Genomic DNA, 25183 nt, shown 5'->3' on the forward strand with positions numbered 1-25183 from the left:
TTTTGAGGTGTTTGCTTGGTCATTTTGTCCATGAGATGCTGGTTCATAGACATTTCTAGTAGATTTCTTGGTCATTTTGTCCATGTGACGCTAGTTCATAGACATTTCTAATAGCTTGCTTGGTCTTTTTGTCCATGTGACGCTGGTTCATAGACATTTCTAGTAGATTTCTTGGTCATTTTGTCCATGTGACGCCTTCTATTGGACATTTAAACCCGCCAACCATGCAATTTTCTCCAATAGAATATCTGAAACTATTTAAATAAGCTAATCTCTTTCCATTTCACCCGAAACCGATCTACCCTTTTACGAAACCCAGACCGTAAATCTGGTTCCAGCTCGACTCCCGCTAACCGACCGATTTCCTCAACAACCTCTTCGATGGACATATTGTCTGTAGGGATATGCGTGGCGAAAATTTCTTTCCCTAATTGTTCGAGCCGCGTATAACTTTGCTGATAAGCCCAAGAGTTTTCCCCTTCCAATCGCCCTCGTAAACGCTTTTTCACCGTTTCCTGCTTCGTTGACAATGTAAAATGTTTTACCTCCACACCGGAACTTCTTAATCGACCAATAATTTCTTCAAAATACACCTCATTCGTCAACGTCATCGGAATAATAATGGTACCCTTATATTCACTCGCCAACTGATGTAACAAAGAAAAATTAGCCTCGCGCCATAATGGGTAATCTTGAAAGTCACCTTTGGCCATTTCTCTTGGTACATTTGACATGAGCACAAATCCGAAACGTTCTGGGTCATAAACAAAAGAATGAGGCAATCGACGCTGCAATTCATAGGCAGTTGTTGTTTTGCCAGATCCAAAAGTTCCGTTAATCCAAATAATCATACTGAACTCCTTTTATGAAAGAATAGTAATAATTATAAGGAGATTTTTCCAAATTTTCCATCACAAAATTGTAATATTTCCGTTAACGACTCCATTGACAATGATTCTCATTATCTTTATCATTAACAGTATAAACAACTAGAATGTAACGTAAAAATTCGGGGGGAACATCATGTTTGATATGTTATTTGGGTTAAAGGATATTCACACAGTCATTTCCAATAAACGAAAAATTGGTGGGGCTGCAGAGGCTGATATCATTCAGTTGGCATCTGGTGAAACGTTTCAAAACCCCGTATTTACAAATGTGGAAATCTCCAAAGGACAATATATTTCCTTCGGTTTTATCGATGAGAATGGTGTGAACATCATTGCCAATGTCGACCAAATTGCCGTCATTAAAGGCTTGCAACATAAATTAATTTGTCAACTAAACAATCAATATATTAAACAAATGATGACTCGAGATACCTTACAGTATTTGCAAAAGCTATGTGAAATCAATGCAGGCTTCGTTACGCAAACATTTAAAAAAGAAGCGTTAAAACTTGTTCAGGATGTAAGCTTTAAAGAATTGAAGAAACACAACATCACGCTTCCGTTTTCAGTCGAAGATAATCTTGTTCCTATCAATCATCGTTTATTCGCTTAAAAAAGAGGTCCTATCGCTTAGGACCTCCTTTTTATAGAAAAAATTCCGCTTGGCAGGCTAGCCTTAAGCCTCCAGCGATTCCGCCTGCCAGTTTCTTTTTCTCCAAATCATTAGGCATGGATAAGCCAGTACCGTTGATGATCCTAACGGTACATTGACCGCAGGTTCCCTTCCGACATTTGTATTTAAGCGACTGTCCTTGATTCAAGGCAGCGTCTAGCAACTTGCCCTTCACTGGTTGAATTTCGTAGCGTTGTCCATTTTGCTGAAGGACCATTTTAGGCACAGTAGATTCAGGAGTAGTTGGTTCCGCCAATTCGAATTGGGGTGTAATCGGTTTCTCGACTCTAACTGTTGCTGTATCCGTCAGTTCTTTTCCAGGTATAAGCGAGCCTACTGTATATGCTCTTACTCTCATAAGATTACACTTTCGCGTCTTCCAATGTACAGATCGCGGAAGGTCGTTTAATTCTAAGTACGGCGGTTTCATAAACGCGGAAAGGATGATTCATTCCTTCTTCTCCAAGGTAAGCCGTATCAAAATCCTCGGAAACGGCTAGGTCTAAATTATTGCGACCAGTATTAACAAGCACCCCGGCTCTTCCTTTTAAAACAGGCGATTGGAACACCCCATCGGTGACTAGCTCACGCACATGCTCAATTTCCAAGACATTTGTGTCACGGTGAACGCGATGTAAAAGTGAATAAAGTTCTGGCGAAAGAACAAGTGCAAATGGGCCATTATGATTCATTTCTAACAATTTATTACGGGCATCCACAATATCCTGGAAGGCGTTTCCTGATTCGAACCATTCCCCCATTAAGTGGGTTAAGCGACCGGGGACGTTCATGAGCCCTGGGGTATCAAATTCCTTCGCACCATGGAAAATCATTTGATCTTCCAATATAGCAACATCCCGTGCTGCGTTCGCCGCTGGTGAAAAATCAATTGGAATATCCAACACTTTTGCCTGCTCTAAATCGCGCCAATAGAGGACAAAATCCTTATAAAGGAAGGGAATGGTTAAATTAACCCTTTTGCTGGATTCGATATCGGTATCGAACGAGCCTTGGAAGTCCATTTTGGCTTCGAAGTTTTCTAAGAAAATATCATTCGGGATGCTTTGTACCCCACGACCAAGCGGCCCGTATAGCTCAATAAACCGACGACCAACCAATTGTCTTCTGGCTGCCTGAATGACCGTTTGATCCAGCTGAGCAAATTCTTGCTCTGTTAAAGGTGAATCTGGAAATAATAACGACTTACTCATATTTATTTACCTCTCTTAAATGAATTTAGATTAAACTTCCAACCGTAAAGCCCTTTTTTGCAGATGTTGGTTTTGGTGCCATAACCGGTGAAACTTGCGTTGTTGTAGATCGATCTAAATGATCTTGGTGTTCATCATGATAGGCATGTGGGTCAATATAGTTGGTATCAAAGCGGCTATTGATATCATTTAACATCGTTTTAACCTGTTGATAATCATTGTAGGATACTTCGCGTAATTGATTTAATAAAGTACTTCTTTCCGGATCAGTAAAGCGAAATAACGCCAAATCCAAATGCTCAACAAAATTATGTAGGCCGAACTTTTCAAGATTTAATTCTTGTAAAAGGCGATTAAATTCGTTATTGGATGGAGTAAAATTCTCTTCTTCTTTTTCAGCTTGAAACTTACTTATAAGTGGAATGAGAATGACTAATCGGGATAAACGCTGCTCTTCCTCTTCAAATATATGGTGATAATAGAGGCGCTCATGGTCGTCTGTTGCATTTTGAATGACAGGGTCGAGCATCGCCATAAATTTTTCTATCGCATCTTTTGTGGTGGTAAATATGTGATAAAAAATCGCTAATTCTTCTTTCATTACAGCACCTCCGTATAAACTCAACTAGTTAAACAGTATTGACGGAGAATAGCAGGTTTTAAACTTTAAATAACAATATTTAACACTTAATGAAGAAGTGGATATGATATAATAGGTTAAAATTCAAAGACGATTGATTGGTGATGGTGGATGAGGACAAAATCACTTGTTTATCAAAATGACTCCATTTCTCGTTTCAAAAGAAATGCTTATATTTTTCTATTACCGATTTTTGTGATGGCCTTTTTAGCCGTCACAATCATTTTATTTGAGTCAGGAGATTTAAACTTTCTTAATATCTTTACGTTTTCCTCATTAGGGATTGGTTTCTTCATTTGTTTCTTACTATTACTAAAAGAGAAGGTTAAACTGCAGAAAGTCGAGTTCTTTGTTTGTTTAGGCGCCAGTTTTGTTACACTCCTTCGTACATATGACAGCATTTTATTAAATATAGGAAATAACGGCGATATGCATCTTGGAACCTTTTCCTATTGGATGCCGCTGCTTTATTTGCTATATTTCTTTACCTTTCGCGGAAAAACGGCTTTAATTTTTTCCATTACTAACTTTACCCTTAGCCTGCTTCCAGGTATTTACTATATCTTCTTTAATGAACATGCCGTTAGTGAAGCCATATATTCTTTATTGCAATTTTATCTAGCCATCATCGGAAATATCATTTGTTTATACTATTTTCAAAGAATGCTAGAAGCATTTTTACAAGCAGAGGCTGTTAAAAAAGAAGCCAGTACTGACTTTTTAACCAATATTTATAATCGACGAAAAATGGACCTAATCCTTATCGACTCATTAAATACCGCGAAGACCAACCAGGATTCCATTTCCGCCATCTTGTTTGATGTCGATTATTTTAAACGAATAAATGATACATATGGGCATGATGTAGGTGATAGCGTTTTAAAGGAATTATCGTCTCTTATACTTAAAAGTCTTCCATCCCATGCATTTTTTGGAAGATGGGGTGGCGAGGAGTTTCTGATTATAAGTATTGATCCGAACGGCTATCAACTTGCTGAAGATATCAGAAAAATGATTGCCAATCATCGCTTTAGTAGAGTCAACCAACTTACCTGTAGCTTTGGTGTATCCGTTAGTTCAAAGGATTGTTTACCGAATGATTTAATTAAGCGGGCTGATGAGGCACTGTATTCCGCAAAGGAGAACGGAAGAAATCAAGTTCAATTTGATTGGGCCGTGTAGGACATGCATGGAGTGGGGGCTGGGAATGAAAGAATCGATTGCCATTCAAAACCAATTGATTATTAAATTAAAAAGGCGGATTTACCTATCATTACTTCCTTTATTTATAGGTGCGTTTACTTTTTTAATCATCATACTTTCCAGGAATGATGAATTACAATTTCACGGTTTTATAACCTTTTCGACGCTGTTGGTTGGATTAGTATTATGTTGTATCTTCGTTCTAATCCGAAAGCATGATACTTTATATGCTGATCTGTTTCTTAGTTTATTAGTTACCGTCCTGTTTTTAATAAATTTTTATAGACTACTATTACTGGAACTTGGGCATACTGGCAACGTGAATTTAGGACCAGTGGCTTATTGGGCACCGCTCTTATATTTACTTTTTTCCTTTTCGTTTAAAGGAATCGTTGCTTATAGGTTGTCCATACTTGTGTTTTTTTTATCGCTATTACCGGGAATCTATCATCTATTTATTAGTTCTTATGCTAATAGCTATACATTTGATACATTAATTCAATTTTATATTTCCTGTTTTGGTTATTTTTCATTTCTCTATTTTATCCGGAAAATTTTTGAAGGCTCGGTGCAACAAGACGCCGATAAATACTATGCCGTGACGGACTATTTAACAAATCTTCCAAATCGGCGTAGAATCGATCATCTTTTACATGAGGAAATCATTAAAGCGAAGCAGCATCAAGCCTCACTTTCCGTCATTTTATTTGATGTTGATTATTTTAAACGAATTAATGACCTGTATGGACATGATATTGGGGATGAGGTATTAAAGCAGCTTTCCATTCTAATAGCCAAAACCTTGCCTGAAAATACTTATTTCGGCAGATGGGGTGGTGAGGAATTTATCATTCTTGCCCTTCAGACGAACAAAACTAAAGCAATGGAACTGGCACAAGCTATTAAATTAGCTTTGTCTGAACATCCATTTGAAAAGGTCGGACTGATTACTTGTAGTTTCGGCATTACCGAACTAAAGGAAACAGATATTCCAAAGGATATTTTAAAACGGGCAGACGAGGCCCTCTATCTTGCAAAAGAACGAGGGAGAAACAGAATAAAGGTTGGTTAACAAAGCCAACGTGACAAGAGAAAAACCTACTTTTATTTCATTTTAGATGATCATAATAATTGATATTATCTAAATTTAAGGGATATCAATTTCAGATTTAAATGTTTATGATAAAATGATGAATGGAGTGATTGGAGGTTTAACCATGTTTTCTTTTTATAAAATTCTTGTGTTTGTACATATATTCTCGGCTATTATTGGGATGGGGCCGGGGTTTATTTTAACAACGGTAGTGAAATCAGGGAATAATATGACCGAGTTGCGGCATTCCTATAAAGTAAGACACAAGCTTCATATTTTTGTGATGATTGGTGGAGTGCTACTATTAATTTCCGGACTAGGTATGGGGGCGCTCAACCCTGCCCTTTTCAAAATGGGCTGGTATGTCACTAGTTTGCTATTATTTTTGGTGGCCCTTGGGATGGGTCCTATCATCCTGTCACCCAGATCCAAACCGATAAAAGCTTTGCTGCAGACCCACACAGGGGATGAAATCCCCGCGGAGTATTACCGATTATCGAAAAAGCTATTCTTTTTCGAGTATGTGGAGAACTTTATTTTTGTGATCATTATTACCTTAATGATATTGAAACCTTTTTAGTAAAAAACACACCATCAGAAATGGTGTGTTTTTACGGTTGTATATATTGGTATTCTAACTCATCTTCCTGCTCGTGGTATTCAACATGCAAATCATGCCCATTAAAGTACCATACATCCGATTCCTCGATGAAAAATAAAATTCCATCCGCTTCGTATCGGACCGCGATATCGATGGGGTCCTCGTCTTTGGAGAAACCGAGTGAATAACTTTCCTGTACAGGACTTGAGCCGTAAAGCTTCGCATAAAAGCGGATATTCCCGCCTTTTTGGACACCTATTATTTGTTTAAACCATTTCAGCGCTGAATCACTAATTGTAAGTTTCATTTCATGTTTCCCCCATTTAAGATATAAGACTAGTATACCCCATTACCTGTTATTTTTCCCACACATACCCTTCCATTTCCATTTTATTTCTCATTTCCCAAAAAATATAGTATCTTAAGGAATAGGATTATTTCGAAGGAGCTTTTTATGTGGAAAAATAAAAACGTTTGGATTTTGTTAATGGGGGAATTTATTGCCGGATTAGGATTATGGCTTGGTATTATCGGAAACCTGGAATTTATGCAAGAAAAGGTCCCATCCGATTTTGTAAAATCCTTAATCTTGGCTTCTGGACTACTTGCGGGGATCATTGTTGGCCCACTTGCCGGGAGAATGACGGATCAGGTCAATAAGAAAAAAGTGATGCTAGTTTCAGGGTTTACTAGAACCCTCAGCGTCCTTTTCATGTTAATCGCCATTGAAACCGGATCTGTCTGGTGGATGATTGTGTTTCTAGTCTTTCTTCAAATATCTGCCGCCTTTTACTTTCCTGCCCTGCAAGCAGCGATTCCTTTAGTAGTAGCGGAAAAGGATTTATTGCAGTTAAATGGCGTTCATATGAATGTCGCAACTGTTTCCCGTGTATTAGGTACAGCATTAGCAGGAGCCCTTGTTGTCGTCATGTCCCTTTCCATGCTTTATGTTCTTTCATTGGCCGCCTATTTAGGGCTCTTTTTCCTGACATGGTTCTTAACCATTGAGGAGAAAGAAAAGATGGTTCCTGTCGTCAAAGGAGGCCAACCTGCTACCTCTAGTTTTAAAGAGGTATTCCCCATCATTAAAGGGTTGCCTATTGTTTTCATGACATTAATACTCACACTCGTTCCAATCCTGTTCCTTGGTGGCTTTAATTTAATTGTCATTAATATTAGTGAGCTGCAGGACAGCTCAGCGATTAAAGGGTTAATTTATACGGCTGAAGGAATCGGCTTTATGCTTGGTGCCTTTATTGTTAAACATCTTAGTCAAAAAAGATCGCCCTATGCGATTTTATTTTTCTTTTCAGTTGTCATTGGTTTCTCCGAATTGTTGCTTTACTTTGCTAAAAGTCCAGTATTAACGTTGGTTGCCTTTTTTGTATTTGGGTTTTCGGTGGGCTGCTTCTTTCCGACAGCAGCGACCATTTTTCAAACAAGAGTTCCCAAAGAGTTTCATGGAAGGTTCTTTTCGTTCCGGAATATGCTTGACCGGATTTCATTCCAAGTTGTGTTATTAATGGCCGGATTTTTATTGGATGCGGTCGGTCTTTCTTACATGTGTATGATATTCGGGATAATTTCTCTTTTCATGACAGGCGTTTTCTTTGTCCGGTTTAGAAAGAATCAGGCGATGACTATTTCTGATAAAAATGCCTCTTTAGATGTTTAGCAGATAGAAGAAATGCCAAGACGCTGTGTCTTGGCATTTTGTATTATGTTTTAATAGGAAGTTCCTTCTTCCCATAGTCTGTCGATAAAATATTGTTTAAGGAAGTACAATGCCATAACGACCACGATGAGGTTTACCCAGTTCACAACAATTTTGTTATTTTTGGGCTGGACAATGCCAAGCGCGACAATATTCCAAAACCATTTCTGGTCGGTCCACCTTTTTTTCAATGTGGCTGATTTACCTGCGCGTTTTTTATTTTCATATCTGGCCCAGATAAGAATAATTACGACATCCAAAACGGAAGCAATCGCTATGGAGGTTGCAACAAAACGCTTGGATGGTTTCCACTTATCGGCATTTTTTATTTCCTTTTCTATTTTCTGCTGTTCGTATTTCTTCATTTCCATTTGAAAAGTATGAGAAACCTCTGATTTTGGTTGCTCGAGCGTTTCATTGCCTGCTTTATCTTTCTTGACGACACCTAAAATAAGCGAGGCCATTAAGATCCCATAGACTAGAAAAAAGCCAAGCACCTTTTTTTTCGGACTGTTAAAATAAGAAGCCATTGCCTATACCACACCCACTTTGGACTCGGCAGTTGAATACGTATGAGAAGTGACAAACCTCTCTTGAATTTCTCTTAATCTGATACAATCTCGGAAATGATGAATATCCACTTCTATTCCATATATGGTTTCGATCATATGTTGTTTTTCCCCCTTGTTATTTTTCAAAAAAGGAGACTAAATGGTCTTTTTTATTATAAAGGATAGTGGGAAATATAGGCAATATATTTCGTCATGTTTTTTTAAAAAAACTGCCTATTGCGAATCTGTCTATCGCATTAGGCAGGTAGTTTTTTTATCTAATTTAACAAATTTTCGATATCGGAGATGATTTTAGTGGGTGGAGTATTTGGAGCATATCGCTCTCTAACTATACCATTGCGGTCGATTAGAAATTTTGTAAAGTTCCACTTAATCGCCTTTGACCCTAGGATTCCCGGAGCTTCTGTAGCTAAATATTGGAATAGAGGATGTGCCTTTTCCCCATTTACGTTAACCTTCGCGAACATAGGGAAGGTTACTCCGTAGTTGAGGCTGCAAAATTCAGCAATCTCTTGTTCATTGCCTGGTTCCTGCCCACCAAACTGGTTACATGGGAACCCTAGTATTGTGAGGCCTTGGTCTTTGTATTGCTGATAAACCTGCTGGAGCTCAGCGTATTGAGGTGTAAATCCACACTGACTAGCTGTGTTGACAATGAGTAGAACTTGGTCTTGGTACTTTTCAAGACTAATTTCTTCGCCTTTAATCGTTTTTGCAGAAAATGAATAGATGTTCATATTATTCTTCCTTTCCTATTCTACTAGGGCAACCATGTCCCAAGAAGTTCCGTTTATCCCAACTTGTTGAAATCCAAATCTTTCGTATAAACGAAGAGCAGGGTTTGTTGGGTCGACACTTAAGGAAATTTTTTTGTATCCTTGTTCCTTCGCATTTTTAAATATTTCCTCTAACAGCAATGTACCAATTCCTTTTCCTCTATTTCCAGGAAGTAGGGCAATGGCCAAAATTGGCGTTTGTTCGTCTATGTAGCCGTAGGTTTTGGTCGTTTCATTAAAAAGTCTCCACCACACTGCACCGACGGGCTGGTTGGATGGATCGGTTGCGATTAAAGCGTAGTCGCCGGTTCGCCCCCAATCAATTAAGCTGCGTTTAATAGACGGATCATTTAGGACATCCCTTGACGGTGGTTTATGCCCCTCGGGTACATGAATGGCATGATAGAGCATATCCCAAAGAAATTCTATATCGGTAGGATTGCTGGGTCTGATTGTATAGTTGTTTGGCATTTTTTTGGCTCCTTTCTCATTTTTTTAAGTACAATTGCTAGGTGTTGTTTCTTGGATCCCTATTGAGGAATTGCTCGATTGCGTTTCATCCAATACTTGTAAGGATATGCTCCTTTATTAAACGGAATGACTTTTTAAATAAAGCAAGCATGTCATGCAACTCTTCGTCTGACTCAAAATTTAGACAAAGTGCAAAGGGGATAAAGGATTCCTCTTTTTGGATCACCCCGGCAAGCGAGAATCCATAATAGTGGTCCAGTTCAATATTTCCACTTTTCCGGTAGCATTTCACACCTTCTGGCCAAATCACGCTTTGATGATTATCTTCGATGGAGAGAATTTCCTTCATATATTTGACGGTTTCATCCTTATGAATGATGCTTTTTTCCCAAAGATGCTGATAAAATTTTGCTAACTCATCTGGAGTGGAGACAAGGCCAAGCTCCCCATTAAATAATGAAAGTGCCATCTCTGGTTCAAGCGTTTCCATGCCTATCACTAAGTCATTTAGTTCTTTCAACTTCCCAGGGAAACGAGTTTTGGCTAATCCGAGTGAACGCAAAAATGAGAGTATTTCTTCCGACCCTAGGTATTCCTGCAGTAGTTCGGTAGCGGTATTATCGCTATACCCCATCATCGCATTGGCGAGTTCGAGAATCGATAATTCCGTGCCATTTGGTATGTTTTCGGTATAGCTGCTGTCAAAAATTCTTGCTTCATCGGTTAAAGGAAGTTTATCGGTAAACGATAGCATCCCTAACTCAAATTTCCGTAATAAATCTCCTAAAATAAACACCTTATAGCTACTGGCAACATTAAATTCCTTTTCACCTTGATAGTGCCACGATCGTTGTCCTTCGAGTAAAGAAAAGCCAAAATGTTCTTTTTGATCTCCCCACAACTCCAACAATCGATCCTGCAAATTCACCATCATTCTCTCCCCCGTTCTATTTAAATAATTTGATTTCGATATCATCGGAAAGCTCACGCATAAGCGTGTCGATATCTTTATTCTCCAATTCTCCCTTTTCTGCTTTTTGGAGCATCTTGACAAATACCTTTTCCTTTTTATCCATCACTTTCTTCATTGCTTTTTTGGTTAAATCTATGAAAAATGAGCCATCTTTCTCAGTAAAGTCATTCATTTGTTGAATTAATCCATCTAATTGCTGGGCAACTTTATCTTGGTCCTTAGCGGATAATGTTGTCTTCTTTTTTAAAGGTTTTAATTCCTTCTTCACTATGGAAAAAGCCTCTGCTAAGCCCTCTGCCTCCGTAGCCAATCTCTCCGATTTTGAGGTAGAAGTATCAATATCAATTGAACAACCTGTTAATAAAAATCCACCTAGCATCATGATTAATAATACCATTTTTTTCATATAAATCGCTTCCTTTATTAGTTAATTTTTCCAAGGACACTAAGATAAACGTTATATAAGACAGTGACGAGCATAGCAAATGCGAGAAAAATCAAACCGATTGCGATGTCGTAAGGGTAACCATACATTCCAATTTGAGTTGGTCGGACATTCGCAAAAAGTAAACCTATTAAAATGATGGGGATTACTGAGATAAAGCTAACGACCAATCGTGGCCAGCGTCGTTTGATCTTACGGTTTCGACCTTTTACCCTTCTATAAACGGACCAACCAATCCAAATTAGAATCAGTAAGCTAACTAATGAGACCATTAACATGATCATGCCAGCCATTTTAAATAGAGGAACTGGGTAATCGTCATTTTCAGGTGTTTCTCCTATTAAAATTTGTAGCATACCTTTGGCTATCGATTGCTTCGGCTCGGAATTGGATTCGCCAATCATTAACACCACTCCGATTTTTTCTTCTGGCATCATCATCATGACTCCAGCTGAACCGACTCCATCTCCCCCTTTATAAAGAGTGAGTCGATTAGATACTTCGCCAACCTCAAAACCACTTGTGGAATATTGCCAATGCTCCTGTTCGGTAGAAACGAACCCTTCAACAGAAGTGGCAATACTTTCCTTTTTCAAGAGTGAATCATAGCCAAAAACCGCTGAAACATATTTAGCCAAATCGATTACATTCGTGTAGACTCCGCCTTCTGGATCCTGACTTGCCCCGAAGGTTTGATAGTTTTCTAGCTTTGTATTTCGGAAACCGAAGAACCAACTGTATTCCTTTGCTAAATCCTGATTAGGAACTTGATGGAGTTGTTCACCATAAATTGTCTTTTTCATCCCCAAAGGTTGATAGACAAAGTTTCTCATATAATCGTAGTAGCTAAATCCAGAAACTTTTTCAATGATTAGTCCAAGCGTGTTATAGCAGCTGTTGCAATATTGACCTTTTGTGCCTGGTTCGTACTGCATTTCGACACTTTTTAATGCTTTTATAGAAGCCTCTAGCGAGTTGCGATTATTCTTCTCATCTAGAAAAATCACACCATCTGCTTCAAATCGATTGATCCCTGCCGAGTGAGTTAATAAATGCTTTATGGTAACCTTCTTGGATTTCTCCTCATCTAGATAGGAGAACCATGGCAAATATTTTTGCACAGAATCATCGACCATTAATTTCCCTTGTTCCTGTAGCTGAAGGATGGCTGTCGCTGTAAGTACCTTCGTCAATGAAGCGATCGAATAAATCGTTTCCGGGCCGGCTTCTTGTTTTAACTTAAGGTCACTGTAACCTACTCCCTTTGCCTCAATAAGATTTTCTCCTGAAATAATGGCATATGAGCCACCGACGATTCCTGCTTCTTTAAACTGTTCATTTACATATTGATCTACCTTCTTAAGCTTTTCTGCGGTTATCGTAGTGGAACTGGCTAAAGCTTTTTGCAAAAAGAGTGGAAAAAGCAAAATAACCAATGTGATTAGAACAACTATTTTTCGTTTCATCACTTATCCTCCTCGTTTTCTTTACACCCTTACTTTACTTAAGAAAAGTCATACTTCTAAGTGCCAAATGGATAAAATAGAAACGGCAAAAGTAACAACAAAAAACCCGAACCTAGTCCACAGACTTTGTTCGGGTTTCTATTATTGCTTAATAATGCTTTCACCAATTGCCTTCATAACCGCCGAAGAGCGATTTTTTACGTTTAATTTCGAATAAATATTGGAAATATAGTTTTTGACTGTGCCTAGCGAGAGATACATTAATTCGGAAATGGCCTTGTTGGACAGCCCTTGAGCCAAGTAATTGAGAACTTTTAATTCCTGTGGGTTTAAGTCATAGGAATTGGGCATTGGAGAAGTCGTATTCAAGGAATCCTGACTTTTCATCGATCCTTGGTGGATGGATTGAAATACTTCCTTGGCCAGTTCCTGGGGAATTAATGACCCTCCGTGATACACCATGCTAATGCCACTTACTAAAAAATGCGGGTCCACTGCTTTTAAAATATAGCCTTCTGCACCAGCGTTTAATGCTTTTAATACATGATTAATATCCTGAAACGTGGTTAAGATGATAACCTTTATTTGCGGAAAACGCTTTTTGATTTCTTCGGTTGCCTTTACGCCATCCATTACCGGCATTTGAATATCCATAAGTACGATTTCCGGACTTTCCGTTTCACATAATTCAATAGCCTCCACACCGTTACCGGCCATACCGATAATTTCAATTTCTGAAATACTTTCCAAAACGATTTTTAAGCTTTTTCGAATAAGCTCTTGATCTTCGACGATTATTGTTTTAATCATACGGCCACTCCTTCCCTTGCTACTGGAATCGAACAGCGTATCTCCGTTCCTTTTCTTAATTCTGATTCTATTGTCATTATACCACTTAGTGAACTGATGCGATCCTTCATCGTCTGCAGGCCAAAACCAAGATGAAGTGAATCGGTTCCGATTCCATTATCTTTAATTTGTAATACAAACTCGTCCTCATGGTAAGTCATTTTTACGAAAATCTCGGTTGCCAGGCCATGTCGTTTGGCGTTTGTTAGCCCCTCCTGCAAGCAACGGATACAAGTGTATTTCACTCTTTCTCCTAATTCTCTTTCCTTGCCTTCTATTAGAAATTCAACGTCTGTACCGGTATGAAGGATAAATTCATCAATAACCTGCTGATAGGATAAGGAAAGTGGCTGATGATCTTCGAGCGGTGAAATCTGGTGAATCGTTCGTCTCACATCATCTAACCCTTTTCTAGCAAGATTAGAAATTTCCTTTATACTACTCTCAGCTTCCTTTTGGTCTGCCTTCATAATAAAGGGCAGCGCGTCGAGGCTCGTAATGACCGAGGTAAAAATATGGCCAACAGTATCATGCAAGTCCTGAGAAACCCGGTTCCGTTCTTCTAAAATCGTCAACTCTTCGATTCGTTTTGAATATTGCTCTAGGGCTGCATTTTTTTCTTGGACGGATTGAATTAATTTTTTCATCTTATTGTTTGTGACGCTAATTCTGCCTAAGCAAAATCCCATCATATAAAAGAGCGATGTGTTTATGAAAATATCAATAATATTTTCGGTTAATTGATCCCCCAACCATGCACCCGTTACAAAAATAACTATACTCAACGACATCCCTATCCATAATAAGGGCCGAACTTGGCAAACATAGGCAATCATAATCAGCGGCAAATACAAGAAATCGAAGGCGCCAATAAGTTGGAATTCGTTCATCATGTAAAAAAACATGCTACTGGTTAATAACGTTTCGGTAATAAAAAAGCCTAACAAATCGATATAGCCTGGTCGGTAAAAAAGGAGTGGCACCAGATAAATTGCTACGAACCAAAAGAATAATAGCCATTTTGTAGTCGGCTCGACTGTGGAGTTCAGGACCCAGCTAGCATTATAGTAAATCCATAAAGTACGCATAAAAAACATAAACGTATCGAGCCAGTTCCAATTCCGGTTATCTAACTCTACCACCAATCCTGATCATCTACCTTCCATTCTAGTTCATGTAAAGATTATACTCATTTTTCTTAAAATTATACAAATTTAGACACTTTTGGAAGTGACTTTCGGCTAAAAGGTTTTTGTGACCTAAATCTAACCATCCGTCACTTATCGCTATTACCTTTTGCCACTAAAATGAAAACTGTAAATATTATCGAAAAAAGGATGATGGTCAATGAAAAAAGGATTAATTCGCATCGCCAGTATTTGCGTGATCAATTTTGTTCTCAATTATTTATTGCTTTTCCCGCTGGGATTGTTTAAGTATCTCGAAACCCCTGACCTAAAAATGTTTAGCTTGATCGGGATCATTATAAGTGGGATTCCTGCTTTAGCAACATTACTATTTTTAAAATTAGTAGACAGAAAACAGGTTGCCTCATTAGGTTTCCGATTTAAGCGCAAGGATTTCTTATTCTCAGTTGCTGCTATTTTTGTTACGCTAGCGATTTTTACGGTTGTTGTGATGGTATGTTCCAATATCGGGGTTGTATCAGCGAAATTCAATACGGCTGCCTTAAAGAATCCTGAATTCTATCTTTTCTTCCTCTTGGTGTTTATTACATGGTTTGTGGCAGCCTTTTACGAGGAGTTACTGTTCAGAGGCTATTTTGTTGCCAATTTAAGCTTTCTTTCTCCGAAAAAGCTGTATGTGATGACAAGTATTATTTTTATGGTTTTCCATGTTTTCCGAGGATTTGATCTGTTGAGCAACGTCCTTTTAATGTTCATGAGCTGTGTATTTTTAACCATCTATTTAAAAAGTGGCTCCATATTACCATGTACGTTTGCCCATTTAATATTTAATTTTACTAATACACATCTTGTTGGCAGTAGCGAAATTGCCTTGCTGAAATTTAATGGAGACTTGGGAATTTACAATTTAATGAATATCGTGGCCTATTCGATTGGTATGGTGTTGTTAGCGAAGATTGTATATGGAAAAAAGCTTCAAGTCAGTTTAACGAAAAATTCAAAGTTCATTTCATAATGAACAAAAAGGAGCCTCGAGTAAGGGGCTCCTTCTTTTAAATGTCGTTATACACCTTGCTCATTGTTTTAATTCCTTCTTCAATTTCCGTTTCACTTAAATGGGAGAACCCAAAGATAACTTTCGGTCTTGCTATAGGTAGATGATAATAGTAATCCGCCCGTTGCCAGGTAACCCCATGGCCCGCACATTCCTCTTCAAATTTTGCATATGCCTCTTGTGAATCCCTCCAGTTACCAAACAGATGTAGACCAGCGTTCGTATCAATCCAATCAATGGCATTGAACTGATATTTTTCTAATGAATGTTTGAAAGCCTCATATTTTTGCGAATACAACCGATTCATTCTGCGCAAGTGTCGTTCCAATTTGCCCGTTTTGATAAAAATCGCCACTGCCATCTGTTCGATTATGGATGTCGTGTACTCCCCGGATAAATTACGTGCTTTTAAAAATAGCGGCACAAGGTCCGGTGGTAGAATCGCATAACCGATTCTTAAAGAAGGGAGGATGTTTTTGGCAAAGGTTCCTAAATAGACAACACGATCATCATAATCTAACACCTTTAAAGGTTCAATCGGTCTACCTTTCCGCTGAAACTCACTATCATAATCGTCCTCAATAATGATGGCGTTTCGATCCTTCGCCCACTGCAGTAGCTTAAGGCGCTCCTCCAATTTCATGACGTGACCTGTTGGAAATTGATGACTTGGAGTCACATAAATCAAACGGCTATCCCAATCCCCCACCATCAATCCGTTCGGTTCAACCGGAATGTGGAGTAGGGAAGCGCCTGATGTAATAAAATTGGCCTGTATCGATTGAAAAGATGGTTCCTCTACAACCACTTGATCTCCGGTGTTAATTAATAGCTGCGAAAGTATCCCAATCCCTTGCATGACGCCATTTATGATAACAATGTCACGAGGGTTGACTGCCATCCCACGCGTTCGATGTAGATAGGCGGCAATGGCCTCCCTGAGTGTCAATAATCCTTGGAGATCGTAACTTCCCGTATCCATTAAAAAATTTAATTCCCTAGATGCTTGGTAAAGGGTCTTTTTCCAGTCTTCTACTGGAAATTGGTTCATATTTGGAGAAAATCCCGCTCCATCGAAATTGATGATTCCTTTTTTGGTGGTTGAGTTCCATAAGGTTGGAATTCTTTTACCCCAATCTGAAATTTGTATGCTTTTTTGTGACTTTTCCATTAGGCGCAGTTTTTGAGGAGAATAGGCAACGAAGGTACCACTTCCCTCTAAGGTGGAAACATAGCCATCTGCATAGAGCATTTCGTACACTTGCTTGATGGTGTTGCGATTTACCTGATATCTTTTCGCCATTTCCCGACTTGAAGGCAACCGCATCCCCACTTCCACCTTCCCTTCTATCATTAGATTCCTTAAGAAATGATAGATTGCTTGGTATTTATAGGGGTATTTACTATTTTTTAAGTCTAATGTGAAAAAAACATCCATTGGAACAGCTTCCTTTCACTTATAGATTGGACTAGTAAAATTATAACAAATTGGGTCTTTTTTGGAATCCAGAAACTTTGTAAACTGTGGAAGAATTATCTAATAGATAGGAGAATATAAAAATGAAATTATATGTATTGATTTATGACGGATACGCTCACTTTGAAGCCGATTTAATTGGTTGGATGAAAGGGCGCTCTGATGAGCTCGTAACGGTATCGTTAAGAGAGACTGAAATTACAAGTGCAGAGGGATTCATTTTAAAACCTCATCTCTTGATAGATCAAGTGAATGTAAATGATGTCGATGCGTTTATTATTCCGGGTGGCGATTCCCCATCCGTTTTAGGGGATGAAAAGCTACGGAAACTTTTAAAGCAATTAAACGAAAGAGAAACATTGATCGGTGCTATTTGTTATGGTCCACTTTTATTAGCGGATGCTGGTATTTTAAAAGATAAGAAGTTTACAAGTTCGGTTGCTACCGATTTAGAATTATTTGCTCATTTTAATGACGGGCATTTTATCAATGAAGGTGTTGTTGTCGATGGCCATATTGTGACCGCAAAAGGCGATGAGTACGTTGATTTTGCCTTAACCGTATGTCGGATGGCCCAAGTTTCCAACGAAAATGCCTTAAACTATTGGGCGAAATTTTTCAGAAGTAAGGAGTTAGTTGGTCAATGAAAAAGAAGGTAGCCATCATTGGGATTGGTGCATTAGGGGAGGGTGTAGGTTTGAATTGGAGGAGCTGCGGAAGGGAAAGTTTGGGTTAGTAACTTGGATTTTTGTGGCGGTAGGTTTCTGGTGGTTTTTCCATGAAACCTACCGAACCACAGACAACATTGCTAATTACCTTTTTTCCATGAATCCTTTAGCGATACGATACGGTTAAATTGCAAGTTTCCATCTATAGACTCCTTGTCTAGAGTAAAATACCCATGACGGATAAATTGAAACTTGTCTTCTGAATTCGCCCCCCTAATCGAAGGTTCAAGAATACCATTTCGAAGCACTAGCCGTGAGTTCGGATTGATTCTTTCATCCCAATTCTTCTCCGTATCCTCATCCAACAACAACCGTTCAAACAAATGAATTTCTGCTTTTTCACCGTGCTCAGCAGATACCCAATGTATGGTGCCTTTTACTTTTCTCCCCGTAAATCCTGAGCCGCTTTTTGTCTCAGGGTCATAGGTGCACCGTAGTTCGATTATTTCATCGGTCGTTTCATCCTTAATGACTTCGTGACATTTGATAAAATAAGCCCCTTTTAAGCGAACTTCTTCACCAAGAGATAACCGTTTAAAGCCTTTCGAAGGAGTTTCCATAAAATCTTCTTGTTCAATAAAAATTACCTTCCCAAAAGGGACGTTTCTTTTACCAAGATCGGGGTTTTCTGAATTATTTTCAATCTCTAAAATCTCGGTTTCCCCTTCTGGATAGTTGGTAATGACCACTTTTAGTGGGTTTAACACCGCCATAATCGTATTGACCTTTGCTTTCAGCTCATTTCTCAGCGAGCTTTCAAGCATCGAAAAATCAACGGTGCTTTGATGCCGGACTAGCCCAATACTTTCGACAAAATCACGAATACTTTCTGGTGTAAATCCACGGCGCCTCAACCCTTTAATGGTTGGAAGGCGGGGGTCATCCCAGCCATCTACATATCCCTCCGCGACTAACTCACGCAAATAACGTTTACTCGTGACAACTCCTGTTAACGTCACACGTCCAAATTCACGTTGTTTCGGTGGATTAGGAATATCCAATTCATTAAGCACCCACTCATAAAGAGGGCGATGATCCTTAAATTCAATCGAACATAAGGAATATGTTACCCCTTCCATCATATCTTGAATCGGATGGGCAAAATCATACATGGGGTAGATGCACCAATCGCTGCCTGTTCGATAATGATCAGCATGAATAATTCGGTAAATGATTGGATCCCTTAGATTGATATTGGGGGAAGTCATATCGATTTTGGCCCTTAATACCATCGAAGCAGTTGGAAACTCTCCATTTTTCATCCGATAAAATAAGTCCAGATTTTCCTCAATAGTCCGATTGCGATAAGGACTATTTTTCCCCGGCTCGGTTAACGTTCCTCGATATTCAGTGATTTCTTCCGGTGATAGTTCGCAAACATAGGCTTTGCCCTTTTTGATTAATTTCACGGCAGCTTCAAAAATCTCCTCCGAATAATCCGAACCATAGAAAATTCTTTCCCCTGGACTGTAGCCCAGCCAGTTCATATCCTCGATAATCGAGTTAACGTACTCAATGTCTTCCTTCAGCGGATTCGTGTCATCGAAACGGAGATTAAAGTGACCACCGTATTTATTCGCCAAGGTATAATTAATATGAATCGCATAAGCGCTCCCGATATGGAGATAGCCGTTTGGTTCAGGTGGAAATCTTGTCACGATTGGGTCACTCAGATTGATTTCCTCTTCCAGCAATTTTTCGATGTCCATCATGATTCCTCCTTATTTTTGGTAAAATTTTAGCCAATAAAAAAAATCCCACCCCCAAGACGTTTAAGTCTTGGGGACGAGATTTGTTGTCGCGGTGCCACCCCAGTTTATTTATATGTTGCCATATAAACCTTGTCAGGTACGGCATGGTCCATTTCCACAATGCTTATACCCTAGCCCGTTAACGGGAGCATCCGTCACACTATCACCTACTCGGATCCAATGCGCAGCTCAGAGCCTTGTTTCAATAACGGATTTCTTGCTCCTTTTCAGCTGCCGGAGCTCTCTGCCGAAGAATTCCTATTATCTACTCTTCTCTTCATTGCCTTTAAATTTCTACTATATTAGCATGTGTAGGATGTCATGTAAAGATGTATTAGCCCATTATTTATCGACCATAAATCTTAATAAATCCCCGATAATGATGTCATCTGAAAGCGTCAGCTCTTGTCTTACTTTATCTAAATAAGGTTTACAAACCGGTATATCCAGCACATTCCCATCCTTCTTGTTATAACAAAGGTTGTTTTTATAAAAATACTTTTGCGAAATAAAACTGCCGTCCCTGAAAATGACGGGGTGATCACTGTCTCGTGTAAAAAGATTATGACCGAATGAATAGCCATTCTCAGACTTGATTCCAAGAAGATGAAGGAGGGTCGGCCGGATATCGATTTCTCCCCCTTGGGTGGTAATCGTCTCCCCTTCTTGACCGGGAACGTGAATGATTAAAGGAATTCGTTGTTGGTTCATATGGTTGACCAGATCATTTTTTTCGCCCAATAGCTCACTAAGACCTTTTTCATATTTCTCAGAAATACCGTAGTGGTCGCCGGCTAACACAAACACAGTATTTTCATACATTCCTTCTTGTTTTAATTTGGCAAAAAACGTTTCAAGAGCTTGATCCATATAGCGAACCGTCGTTACATAGCGATTCACAACATCTACATCTGTATCTGCTTCGTCAATAAACCTATCATGCTCATCCAGCAGAAACGGAAAATGATTCGTTAACGTAAGGAATTTCGCATAGTACGGTTGGGGTATTTTCTTTAAGTGCTTAATGGATTGAGTAAAGAACGGTATATCCTTAATTCCATAATTGATGGAGTTTTCGTCCGTTACAATGTAATCTTCCTTTGAAAAAAATCGGTCATAGCCCAGTGTTTGGTACATGACATCACGATTCCAAAACGTCGGCACATTGCCATGAAAGACAGCCGCGTAATAAGGCTGATTATCTTTTAAAATATGCGGCAAACTATAGAACGTATTTTCCGGTCTTCTGACAAATACCGAGCCACTTGCTAATGGGTAAAGACTGGTATCAATCATAAATTCAGCATCGGATGTTTTTCCTTGGGCGGTTTGATCAAAGACATGATCAAAATAAAAGCTATGTTCTATTAAATCGTTTAGAAATGGCGTAATTTCCTTGCCATTCACTTTCTGATTGATGACAAAGCCTTGAGTCGATTCCAAACTGATTAAGACGATATTTTTCCCTTTGGCGATTCCAAACAAGTCCGTTCGTTCCGAATCTTTTTGCTGCAGGTACTCTTGTGCCGTAACAACATCTGCCTCTGTGGCAATGAGCCTCTGTAGTGGTGCTTTTATTCCTAGGGCAATATCATATAAATGATAATTTAATGGTCCCAATGATTTGACCATTTGCCCACGGTCATAAGATTCAGAAAAAAGATGAACAGATTTGACCAAACCTAGACCAATCGTTAAAACTACTAATGCCGAACCAACTGAGACATACTTCCTTTTGCTTTGCGTTGAAACGGTAAGGATTGACCCCGACTTTATCAGCAGCATCGCAACAATAACGAGATCCATAAACAAAAATAGATCCCATGGACTCATTAATTCAACTGTACTAGCACTTAAGCCACCAACATTATTAAATTGAAAAAGAATCGGAGCGGTCACAAAGTCATTGTAAAACCGATGATAAAGTAAATCCCCATATAGAATGCCGGTACCAACCAAAAGCAGTCCATATAATAGAAAGCGGTTTACCTTATCACCAAAATAAAAACTCATTCCCATCAACAAAACGAGTGACCCAATCGAATTTGTTAAAATGAGAACCAAATCAAAAAATGATTGAATGCGTAAATTAAAGCCGACAAAGCATACCACGACTGTTTTTAGCCATAGGATGCTAGCCACGATTAAGGTGAGTTGTAAACCAGTCAAATTATCTAATCGTTTTCTTTGAGCGATCATATTATACTTGCTCCACTTTTGTATATATGGTTTGTTGAAGAATGGCTAAAGCCTTTTCCATTTCCGCCATGGAAAGATTGGCCATTAAGGCTAGCTGTATCCAATTCCGTTCCAATAAGTAATCACTTTCATAGCTAAGTAGTACTCCCTTATCCCTCAGCTGATCGCCAATGGCTCTAGAGGAAATGAATTCAGGTAGCGGAATGGTGATAATCCCCGGTGAGTAATTTCCATCCCCCAACACATCGAAACCGGATTCGAATAACCTCTTTTTAACAGCATTCGCTACTGCGTACTTCGTTTCCAAATCGACTCTATTTAATGCCTCATATAAGGCATAAATAAGGTTCGAAGAATGGGTATAAGGAATGCTATTAGAAAGTGCATATTGCCCTAAGTCTAAATATCGCGGAATCGCTTTATTTGGTCGAATGGGCTCCTGATGAAAAACGATGGCTAAGCCTGGGTAAGAGCCTAGTCCTTTACCACTTACCGTACTGGCTAAAAATACATCTTTAAAGTCGACAGGTACGACACCAACCGAACTGCATGCATCCACACATAGTTTAATTTGGTACATTTTCGTTAATTCTAGTAAACTAGGTAAATCATAAAGATAGCCCGTTGATGTTTCACAATGAACCGTCCAAATCCATTGAATATCAGGGTGCAGGATGAAATAACTTTCTATTTCGTTTAGTGACACCTTTTGGTTCCATCTTTTTTCTATTTTATAAAACGCTAATCCGTGTCTTTCCCCATGATCGATGAGACGATAACCAAATTCTCCGTTGGCGATAATTAATCCTTTCCCCGGAAGAGTCTTAATCTGTGCAGCGACTAGATCATTCGCGAGCGTTCCTGTCCCAACGGCTATTTGGACATTGTTCGCATGAAAGAGTTGGCAAAGCTTTTCCTGTACTCTGTTCATTATTTCGATAAAATCACTGGCACGATGAGAAATAGCGGATTTCATAAATGCTTGTTGGACTTCTTTATGAATGGCTACGGGGCCTGGAAGAAGGTTGATTTGCTCGGATGATTCCTGTTTATCGACCATCATCTTCGAGAACGCTTTAGAGGTTGTTTCAAACTTTTCCTTCGTTAAGTACATCGGTTGAAACATTGCCCCTTCCGTCCCAACCATTGGTCCAAACGGTTGGAAACCGATTCTTTTGTATAATCTGATTTGGCGGTCAGTCCCGGAAATCAGCGCCATATTATAGCTTTGATCCAAGCAATAGCTCACAAGAGAATCCACTAGTTGATAAAATACCCTCGTTTTCCGATAGTCCTTTTTCACGGAAAGCAGTCGGATTTCACATGGTTTCGCATTCTCCGGTAAATATTTATCTAAGTTATCTAACTTATAATCTAGGGAAAACGGACGATTGGCACGAACCGCAATCATTCCGACAACTTCCGCTCCATCCTTTGCAATGATATAAACATTTTCTCTATCAAATTTATCAACTAAACGTCTGTCTTCGTTATGTTGATGCTGGGGAATTTCTTCGACGAACGTTTCATAATTTAACTGATAGATTTGATCCATTTCTTTCGCGTCTGTTGCGATTTTATATGTTAAAGTATGGGATTCCATATTCCAACCTCCTCTAGCCAAAATGAAGTGGAGTGATTATTTTCACTGTATTATATATTCATATAGAAAGGATTCACCGTTTCGGTAGAATCTTGGATCGTAAATACCGAGTTGGTTTCCATTATCAATGATGACGACAAATGGTGACCATTGGTAAAGGGTCTTAGCTTTTGGGTTTTGGGCAAACAAATATTCTAGGTCGGCGTCCTCTTTAGATTGAAGTACATATTGGGTTTTTTTAGCCAAGAAAATGCCATCCTGAAAGATCGTTACAGTGCCATTATGTTTCGTAATAACCTGAAATGTAGTAGGAATAAAACCGGCTGATAAAGCAACTTGGTCATATTCATGACTGTATTTTTGAACAAAATAATAGCCTTGCAGACTTTGTATGACAACATGAAGGGCCATGAGAAGAAAGGCTACTTTAAAGTATTTAACCCGCTTCGCTGTTGTTTTCCTAGATAATAAAAAGGCACTGCCCATGATCATCCAAAATACAAAGTCTATAATCGGAATAGTTCCAAACGTGATTCTCTCATTTGAAAAAGGTTCTAAATAACCAGTTCCCCAGGCGTTAAATAAATCACTCGTAGTATGGATTACGACGGCGATCCAGCCGAGGAAAAAAAGCCGCTTATCATTTACTTTAAAGAATAGTCGACAAATGACATAGAAAAGCAACGCCCAAATCGGTGTTAAAAAAATAGAGTGAGTGATACCGCGATGCCACATTTGATAAAGCCCGGCAGTATCCCAAACTTGGGAAATCACATCACTGTCAGGTATTTGACTGGCGCCAACGGCCGTGAGCAAATAGGCCATTTTGGTTCGTTTGTCCATTTTATCTTTATTGATTGTCCCGTATAATGAAAGACCAAACAAGGTATGAGTAATCGTATCCAGAGCTATATCCCCTTCCTATTTTCTTGTTAAATGTGGGATGATGACGATGATTAGTAAAATCATTAGGCCAATCGCAAAATCATTTTCGCCCACTATCCAGGCTGTGATAGGAATGGAAATCATCGAAATGAGGCCAGTAATGGTGAAGTTTTTTACTAGTAAGTAACCTATTCCTACACAAGCCCCTACAACCAAAATGGCAACTGGAACGAAATAAAGGGTTATCGCCAAATAAACAACGACTCCCTTTCCACCTTTAAAACCGAGATGGAGCGGCCAGATATGTCCAATTAATAAACATAATGCACTAACCAATAGCATCCGATCATTTTGCGGGAATAAGGCAGACGTGATTAAAAGAGCAATCAGCACCTTTGTAGCATCAATGATGACTGTGTACAAAAATCCTTTCTTCCCTAGCTGTCTCCCGGCATTTCGGGCACCAACATTACCACTGCCAAGCTTACGAATATCTTTTCCAACCATCCATTTGGTTAAATAATAGGCACCCGTTATGCTACCAAGGAAATAAGAAAATAGAATGACCGAGATCACTTTTGCAATCATACCATTTCCTTCAATTCCCTATGATTTTCAGTCCAAGTTATTCGCTGCATCCTATTCATCGGAATCAACTCACTTTATTTTTGTTTTATATTAAATTTCGATTCACTTAGAATAATTTCCTTTATTTATTGTCAAGTATAGGAAACCATTCGTGTTTTAACCATATCATCTAC

General features: G+C 38.9%; 27 protein-coding genes and 1 other annotated feature. Of the genes, 7 read left to right on the forward strand and 20 right to left on the reverse strand.

The window, feature by feature from the left end; all coding sequences use genetic code 11:
* Nucleotides 1-254 precede the first annotated feature (254 nt).
* Complete coding sequence (locus tag ACX9YW_RS12585) at nucleotides 255-851, reverse strand: AAA family ATPase (protein ID WP_460346840.1); 597 nt, start codon at nucleotides 849-851, stop codon at nucleotides 255-257.
* 172 nt (nucleotides 852-1023) lie between these two features.
* Between ACX9YW_RS12585 and ACX9YW_RS12590 the strand changes: the two genes are divergently transcribed.
* Nucleotides 1024-1503 (forward strand): hypothetical protein, encoded by a 480-nt coding sequence (locus tag ACX9YW_RS12590; protein ID WP_460346842.1) that lies wholly within the window; start codon nucleotides 1024-1026, stop codon nucleotides 1501-1503.
* Between the two features lie 31 nt (nucleotides 1504-1534).
* Here ACX9YW_RS12590 and ACX9YW_RS12595 read toward each other — a convergent pair whose 3' ends face one another.
* Genes ACX9YW_RS12595 through ACX9YW_RS12605 form a run of 3 tightly spaced genes read right to left on the reverse strand, consistent with a single transcriptional unit; the run spans nucleotide 1535 to nucleotide 3375 of the window.
* The gene (locus ACX9YW_RS12595) at nucleotides 1535-1921 is read right to left on the reverse strand and encodes a 2Fe-2S iron-sulfur cluster-binding protein (protein ID WP_460346844.1); all 387 of its coding nucleotides are present in this window, start codon (nucleotides 1919-1921) and stop codon (nucleotides 1535-1537) included.
* Nucleotides 1922-1925: 4 nt separating this feature from the next.
* Nucleotides 1926-2774 (reverse strand): family 1 encapsulin nanocompartment shell protein, encoded by an 849-nt coding sequence (locus ACX9YW_RS12600; RefSeq protein WP_460346846.1) that lies wholly within the window; start codon nucleotides 2772-2774, stop codon nucleotides 1926-1928.
* A gap of 25 nt (nucleotides 2775-2799) precedes the next feature.
* Entirely contained in the window at nucleotides 2800-3375 is a 576-nt protein-coding gene (locus ACX9YW_RS12605; protein WP_460346848.1) for an IMEF encapsulin system ferritin-like cargo protein, read from the reverse strand.
* Nucleotides 3376-3525: 150 nt separating this feature from the next.
* Between ACX9YW_RS12605 and ACX9YW_RS12610 the strand changes: the two genes are divergently transcribed.
* The 3 genes from ACX9YW_RS12610 (at nucleotide 3526) to ACX9YW_RS12620 (ending at nucleotide 6290) form a co-directional block, all read left to right on the forward strand.
* Complete coding sequence (locus ACX9YW_RS12610; RefSeq protein ID WP_460346850.1) at nucleotides 3526-4596, forward strand: GGDEF domain-containing protein; 1071 nt, start codon at nucleotides 3526-3528, stop codon at nucleotides 4594-4596.
* A gap of 25 nt (nucleotides 4597-4621) precedes the next feature.
* Nucleotides 4622-5689, forward strand: a complete 1068-nt coding sequence (locus ACX9YW_RS12615; protein WP_460346852.1) for a GGDEF domain-containing protein — start codon at nucleotides 4622-4624, stop codon at nucleotides 5687-5689.
* A gap of 145 nt (nucleotides 5690-5834) precedes the next feature.
* Nucleotides 5835-6290 (forward strand): DUF2269 family protein, encoded by a 456-nt coding sequence (locus ACX9YW_RS12620; RefSeq protein WP_460346854.1) that lies wholly within the window; start codon nucleotides 5835-5837, stop codon nucleotides 6288-6290.
* A 31-nt stretch (nucleotides 6291-6321) separates the two neighbouring features.
* On the opposite strand, the gene ACX9YW_RS12625 is transcribed toward ACX9YW_RS12620, so the two are convergent.
* Nucleotides 6322-6618, reverse strand: a complete 297-nt coding sequence (locus ACX9YW_RS12625) for a HesB/YadR/YfhF family protein (RefSeq protein WP_460346856.1) — start codon at nucleotides 6616-6618, stop codon at nucleotides 6322-6324.
* A 147-nt stretch (nucleotides 6619-6765) separates the two neighbouring features.
* Between ACX9YW_RS12625 and ACX9YW_RS12630 the strand changes: the two genes are divergently transcribed.
* A complete protein-coding gene (locus ACX9YW_RS12630; RefSeq protein WP_460346858.1) occupies nucleotides 6766-7986 on the forward strand; it encodes an MFS transporter in 1221 nt (406 codons plus the stop codon).
* Between the two features lie 50 nt (nucleotides 7987-8036).
* Here ACX9YW_RS12630 and ACX9YW_RS12635 read toward each other — a convergent pair whose 3' ends face one another.
* The 9 genes from ACX9YW_RS12635 to ACX9YW_RS12675 form a co-directional block, all read right to left on the reverse strand.
* Nucleotides 8037-8555, reverse strand: a complete 519-nt coding sequence (locus ACX9YW_RS12635) for a hypothetical protein (RefSeq protein WP_460346860.1) — start codon at nucleotides 8553-8555, stop codon at nucleotides 8037-8039.
* A 3-nt stretch (nucleotides 8556-8558) separates the two neighbouring features.
* Nucleotides 8559-8693, reverse strand: a complete 135-nt coding sequence (locus ACX9YW_RS12640; RefSeq protein WP_460346862.1) for a hypothetical protein — start codon at nucleotides 8691-8693, stop codon at nucleotides 8559-8561.
* Nucleotides 8694-8854: 161 nt separating this feature from the next.
* On the reverse strand, nucleotides 8855-9334 hold the full coding sequence (locus ACX9YW_RS12645) for a glutathione peroxidase (protein ID WP_460346864.1): 480 nt from the start codon (nucleotides 9332-9334) through the stop codon (nucleotides 8855-8857).
* A gap of 15 nt (nucleotides 9335-9349) precedes the next feature.
* Nucleotides 9350-9844 (reverse strand): GNAT family N-acetyltransferase, encoded by a 495-nt coding sequence (locus ACX9YW_RS12650; RefSeq protein ID WP_460346866.1) that lies wholly within the window; start codon nucleotides 9842-9844, stop codon nucleotides 9350-9352.
* 85 nt (nucleotides 9845-9929) lie between these two features.
* Nucleotides 9930-10778 carry a serine hydrolase gene (locus tag ACX9YW_RS12655; protein WP_460346868.1) on the reverse strand — a complete coding sequence of 283 codons (849 nt, stop codon included), beginning with the start codon at nucleotides 10776-10778 and terminating at the stop codon, nucleotides 9930-9932.
* Nucleotides 10779-10791: 13 nt separating this feature from the next.
* A complete protein-coding gene (locus ACX9YW_RS12660; protein ID WP_460346870.1) occupies nucleotides 10792-11223 on the reverse strand; it encodes a hypothetical protein in 432 nt (143 codons plus the stop codon).
* Between the two features lie 17 nt (nucleotides 11224-11240).
* Nucleotides 11241-12728 carry a serine hydrolase domain-containing protein gene (locus ACX9YW_RS12665; protein WP_460346872.1) on the reverse strand — a complete coding sequence of 496 codons (1488 nt, stop codon included), beginning with the start codon at nucleotides 12726-12728 and terminating at the stop codon, nucleotides 11241-11243.
* Nucleotides 12729-12869: 141 nt separating this feature from the next.
* Complete coding sequence (locus ACX9YW_RS12670) at nucleotides 12870-13538, reverse strand: response regulator transcription factor (RefSeq protein ID WP_460346874.1); 669 nt, start codon at nucleotides 13536-13538, stop codon at nucleotides 12870-12872.
* Entirely contained in the window at nucleotides 13535-14719 is a 1185-nt protein-coding gene (locus ACX9YW_RS12675) for a sensor histidine kinase (protein ID WP_460347098.1), read from the reverse strand. The genes ACX9YW_RS12670 and ACX9YW_RS12675 overlap by 4 nt, the downstream gene beginning before the upstream one ends.
* A 205-nt stretch (nucleotides 14720-14924) precedes the next feature.
* Here ACX9YW_RS12675 and ACX9YW_RS12680 point away from each other — a divergent pair, with 205 nt between their 5' ends.
* On the forward strand, nucleotides 14925-15740 hold the full coding sequence (locus tag ACX9YW_RS12680; RefSeq protein ID WP_460346876.1) for a CPBP family intramembrane glutamic endopeptidase: 816 nt from the start codon (nucleotides 14925-14927) through the stop codon (nucleotides 15738-15740).
* A gap of 37 nt (nucleotides 15741-15777) precedes the next feature.
* Here ACX9YW_RS12680 and pdxR read toward each other — a convergent pair whose 3' ends face one another.
* Nucleotides 15778-17217 (reverse strand): MocR-like pyridoxine biosynthesis transcription factor PdxR, encoded by a 1440-nt coding sequence (gene pdxR, locus ACX9YW_RS12685; RefSeq protein ID WP_460346878.1) that lies wholly within the window; start codon nucleotides 17215-17217, stop codon nucleotides 15778-15780.
* Between the two features lie 122 nt (nucleotides 17218-17339).
* On the opposite strand from pdxR, the gene ACX9YW_RS12690 reads away from it, so the two are divergent.
* Nucleotides 17340-17903 carry a DJ-1/PfpI family protein gene (locus tag ACX9YW_RS12690; RefSeq protein WP_460346880.1) on the forward strand — a complete coding sequence of 188 codons (564 nt, stop codon included), beginning with the start codon at nucleotides 17340-17342 and terminating at the stop codon, nucleotides 17901-17903.
* A gap of 161 nt (nucleotides 17904-18064) precedes the next feature.
* Here ACX9YW_RS12690 and ACX9YW_RS12695 read toward each other — a convergent pair whose 3' ends face one another.
* From ACX9YW_RS12695 to ACX9YW_RS12715, 5 genes are all read right to left on the reverse strand, one after another.
* Nucleotides 18065-19696 (reverse strand): glutamine--tRNA ligase/YqeY domain fusion protein, encoded by a 1632-nt coding sequence (locus tag ACX9YW_RS12695; RefSeq protein WP_460346882.1) that lies wholly within the window; start codon nucleotides 19694-19696, stop codon nucleotides 18065-18067.
* A 66-nt stretch (nucleotides 19697-19762) separates the two neighbouring features.
* Nucleotides 19763-20025 (reverse strand) — a binding site (T-box leader).
* Nucleotides 20026-20077: 52 nt separating this feature from the next.
* Nucleotides 20078-21934 carry an LTA synthase family protein gene (locus tag ACX9YW_RS12700; RefSeq protein WP_460346884.1) on the reverse strand — a complete coding sequence of 619 codons (1857 nt, stop codon included), beginning with the start codon at nucleotides 21932-21934 and terminating at the stop codon, nucleotides 20078-20080.
* 1 nt (nucleotide 21935) lies between these two features.
* The gene (locus ACX9YW_RS12705; protein ID WP_460346886.1) at nucleotides 21936-23537 is read right to left on the reverse strand and encodes an aminotransferase class V-fold PLP-dependent enzyme; all 1602 of its coding nucleotides are present in this window, start codon (nucleotides 23535-23537) and stop codon (nucleotides 21936-21938) included.
* A gap of 42 nt (nucleotides 23538-23579) precedes the next feature.
* A complete protein-coding gene (locus tag ACX9YW_RS12710) occupies nucleotides 23580-24443 on the reverse strand; it encodes a metal-dependent hydrolase (protein ID WP_460347100.1) in 864 nt (287 codons plus the stop codon).
* Nucleotides 24444-24458: 15 nt separating this feature from the next.
* The gene (locus ACX9YW_RS12715; RefSeq protein ID WP_460346888.1) at nucleotides 24459-25010 is read right to left on the reverse strand and encodes a glycerol-3-phosphate acyltransferase; all 552 of its coding nucleotides are present in this window, start codon (nucleotides 25008-25010) and stop codon (nucleotides 24459-24461) included.
* Nucleotides 25011-25183: the final 173 nt, after the last annotated feature.

Source organism: Pseudoneobacillus rhizolycopersici (genome assembly GCF_054786815.1).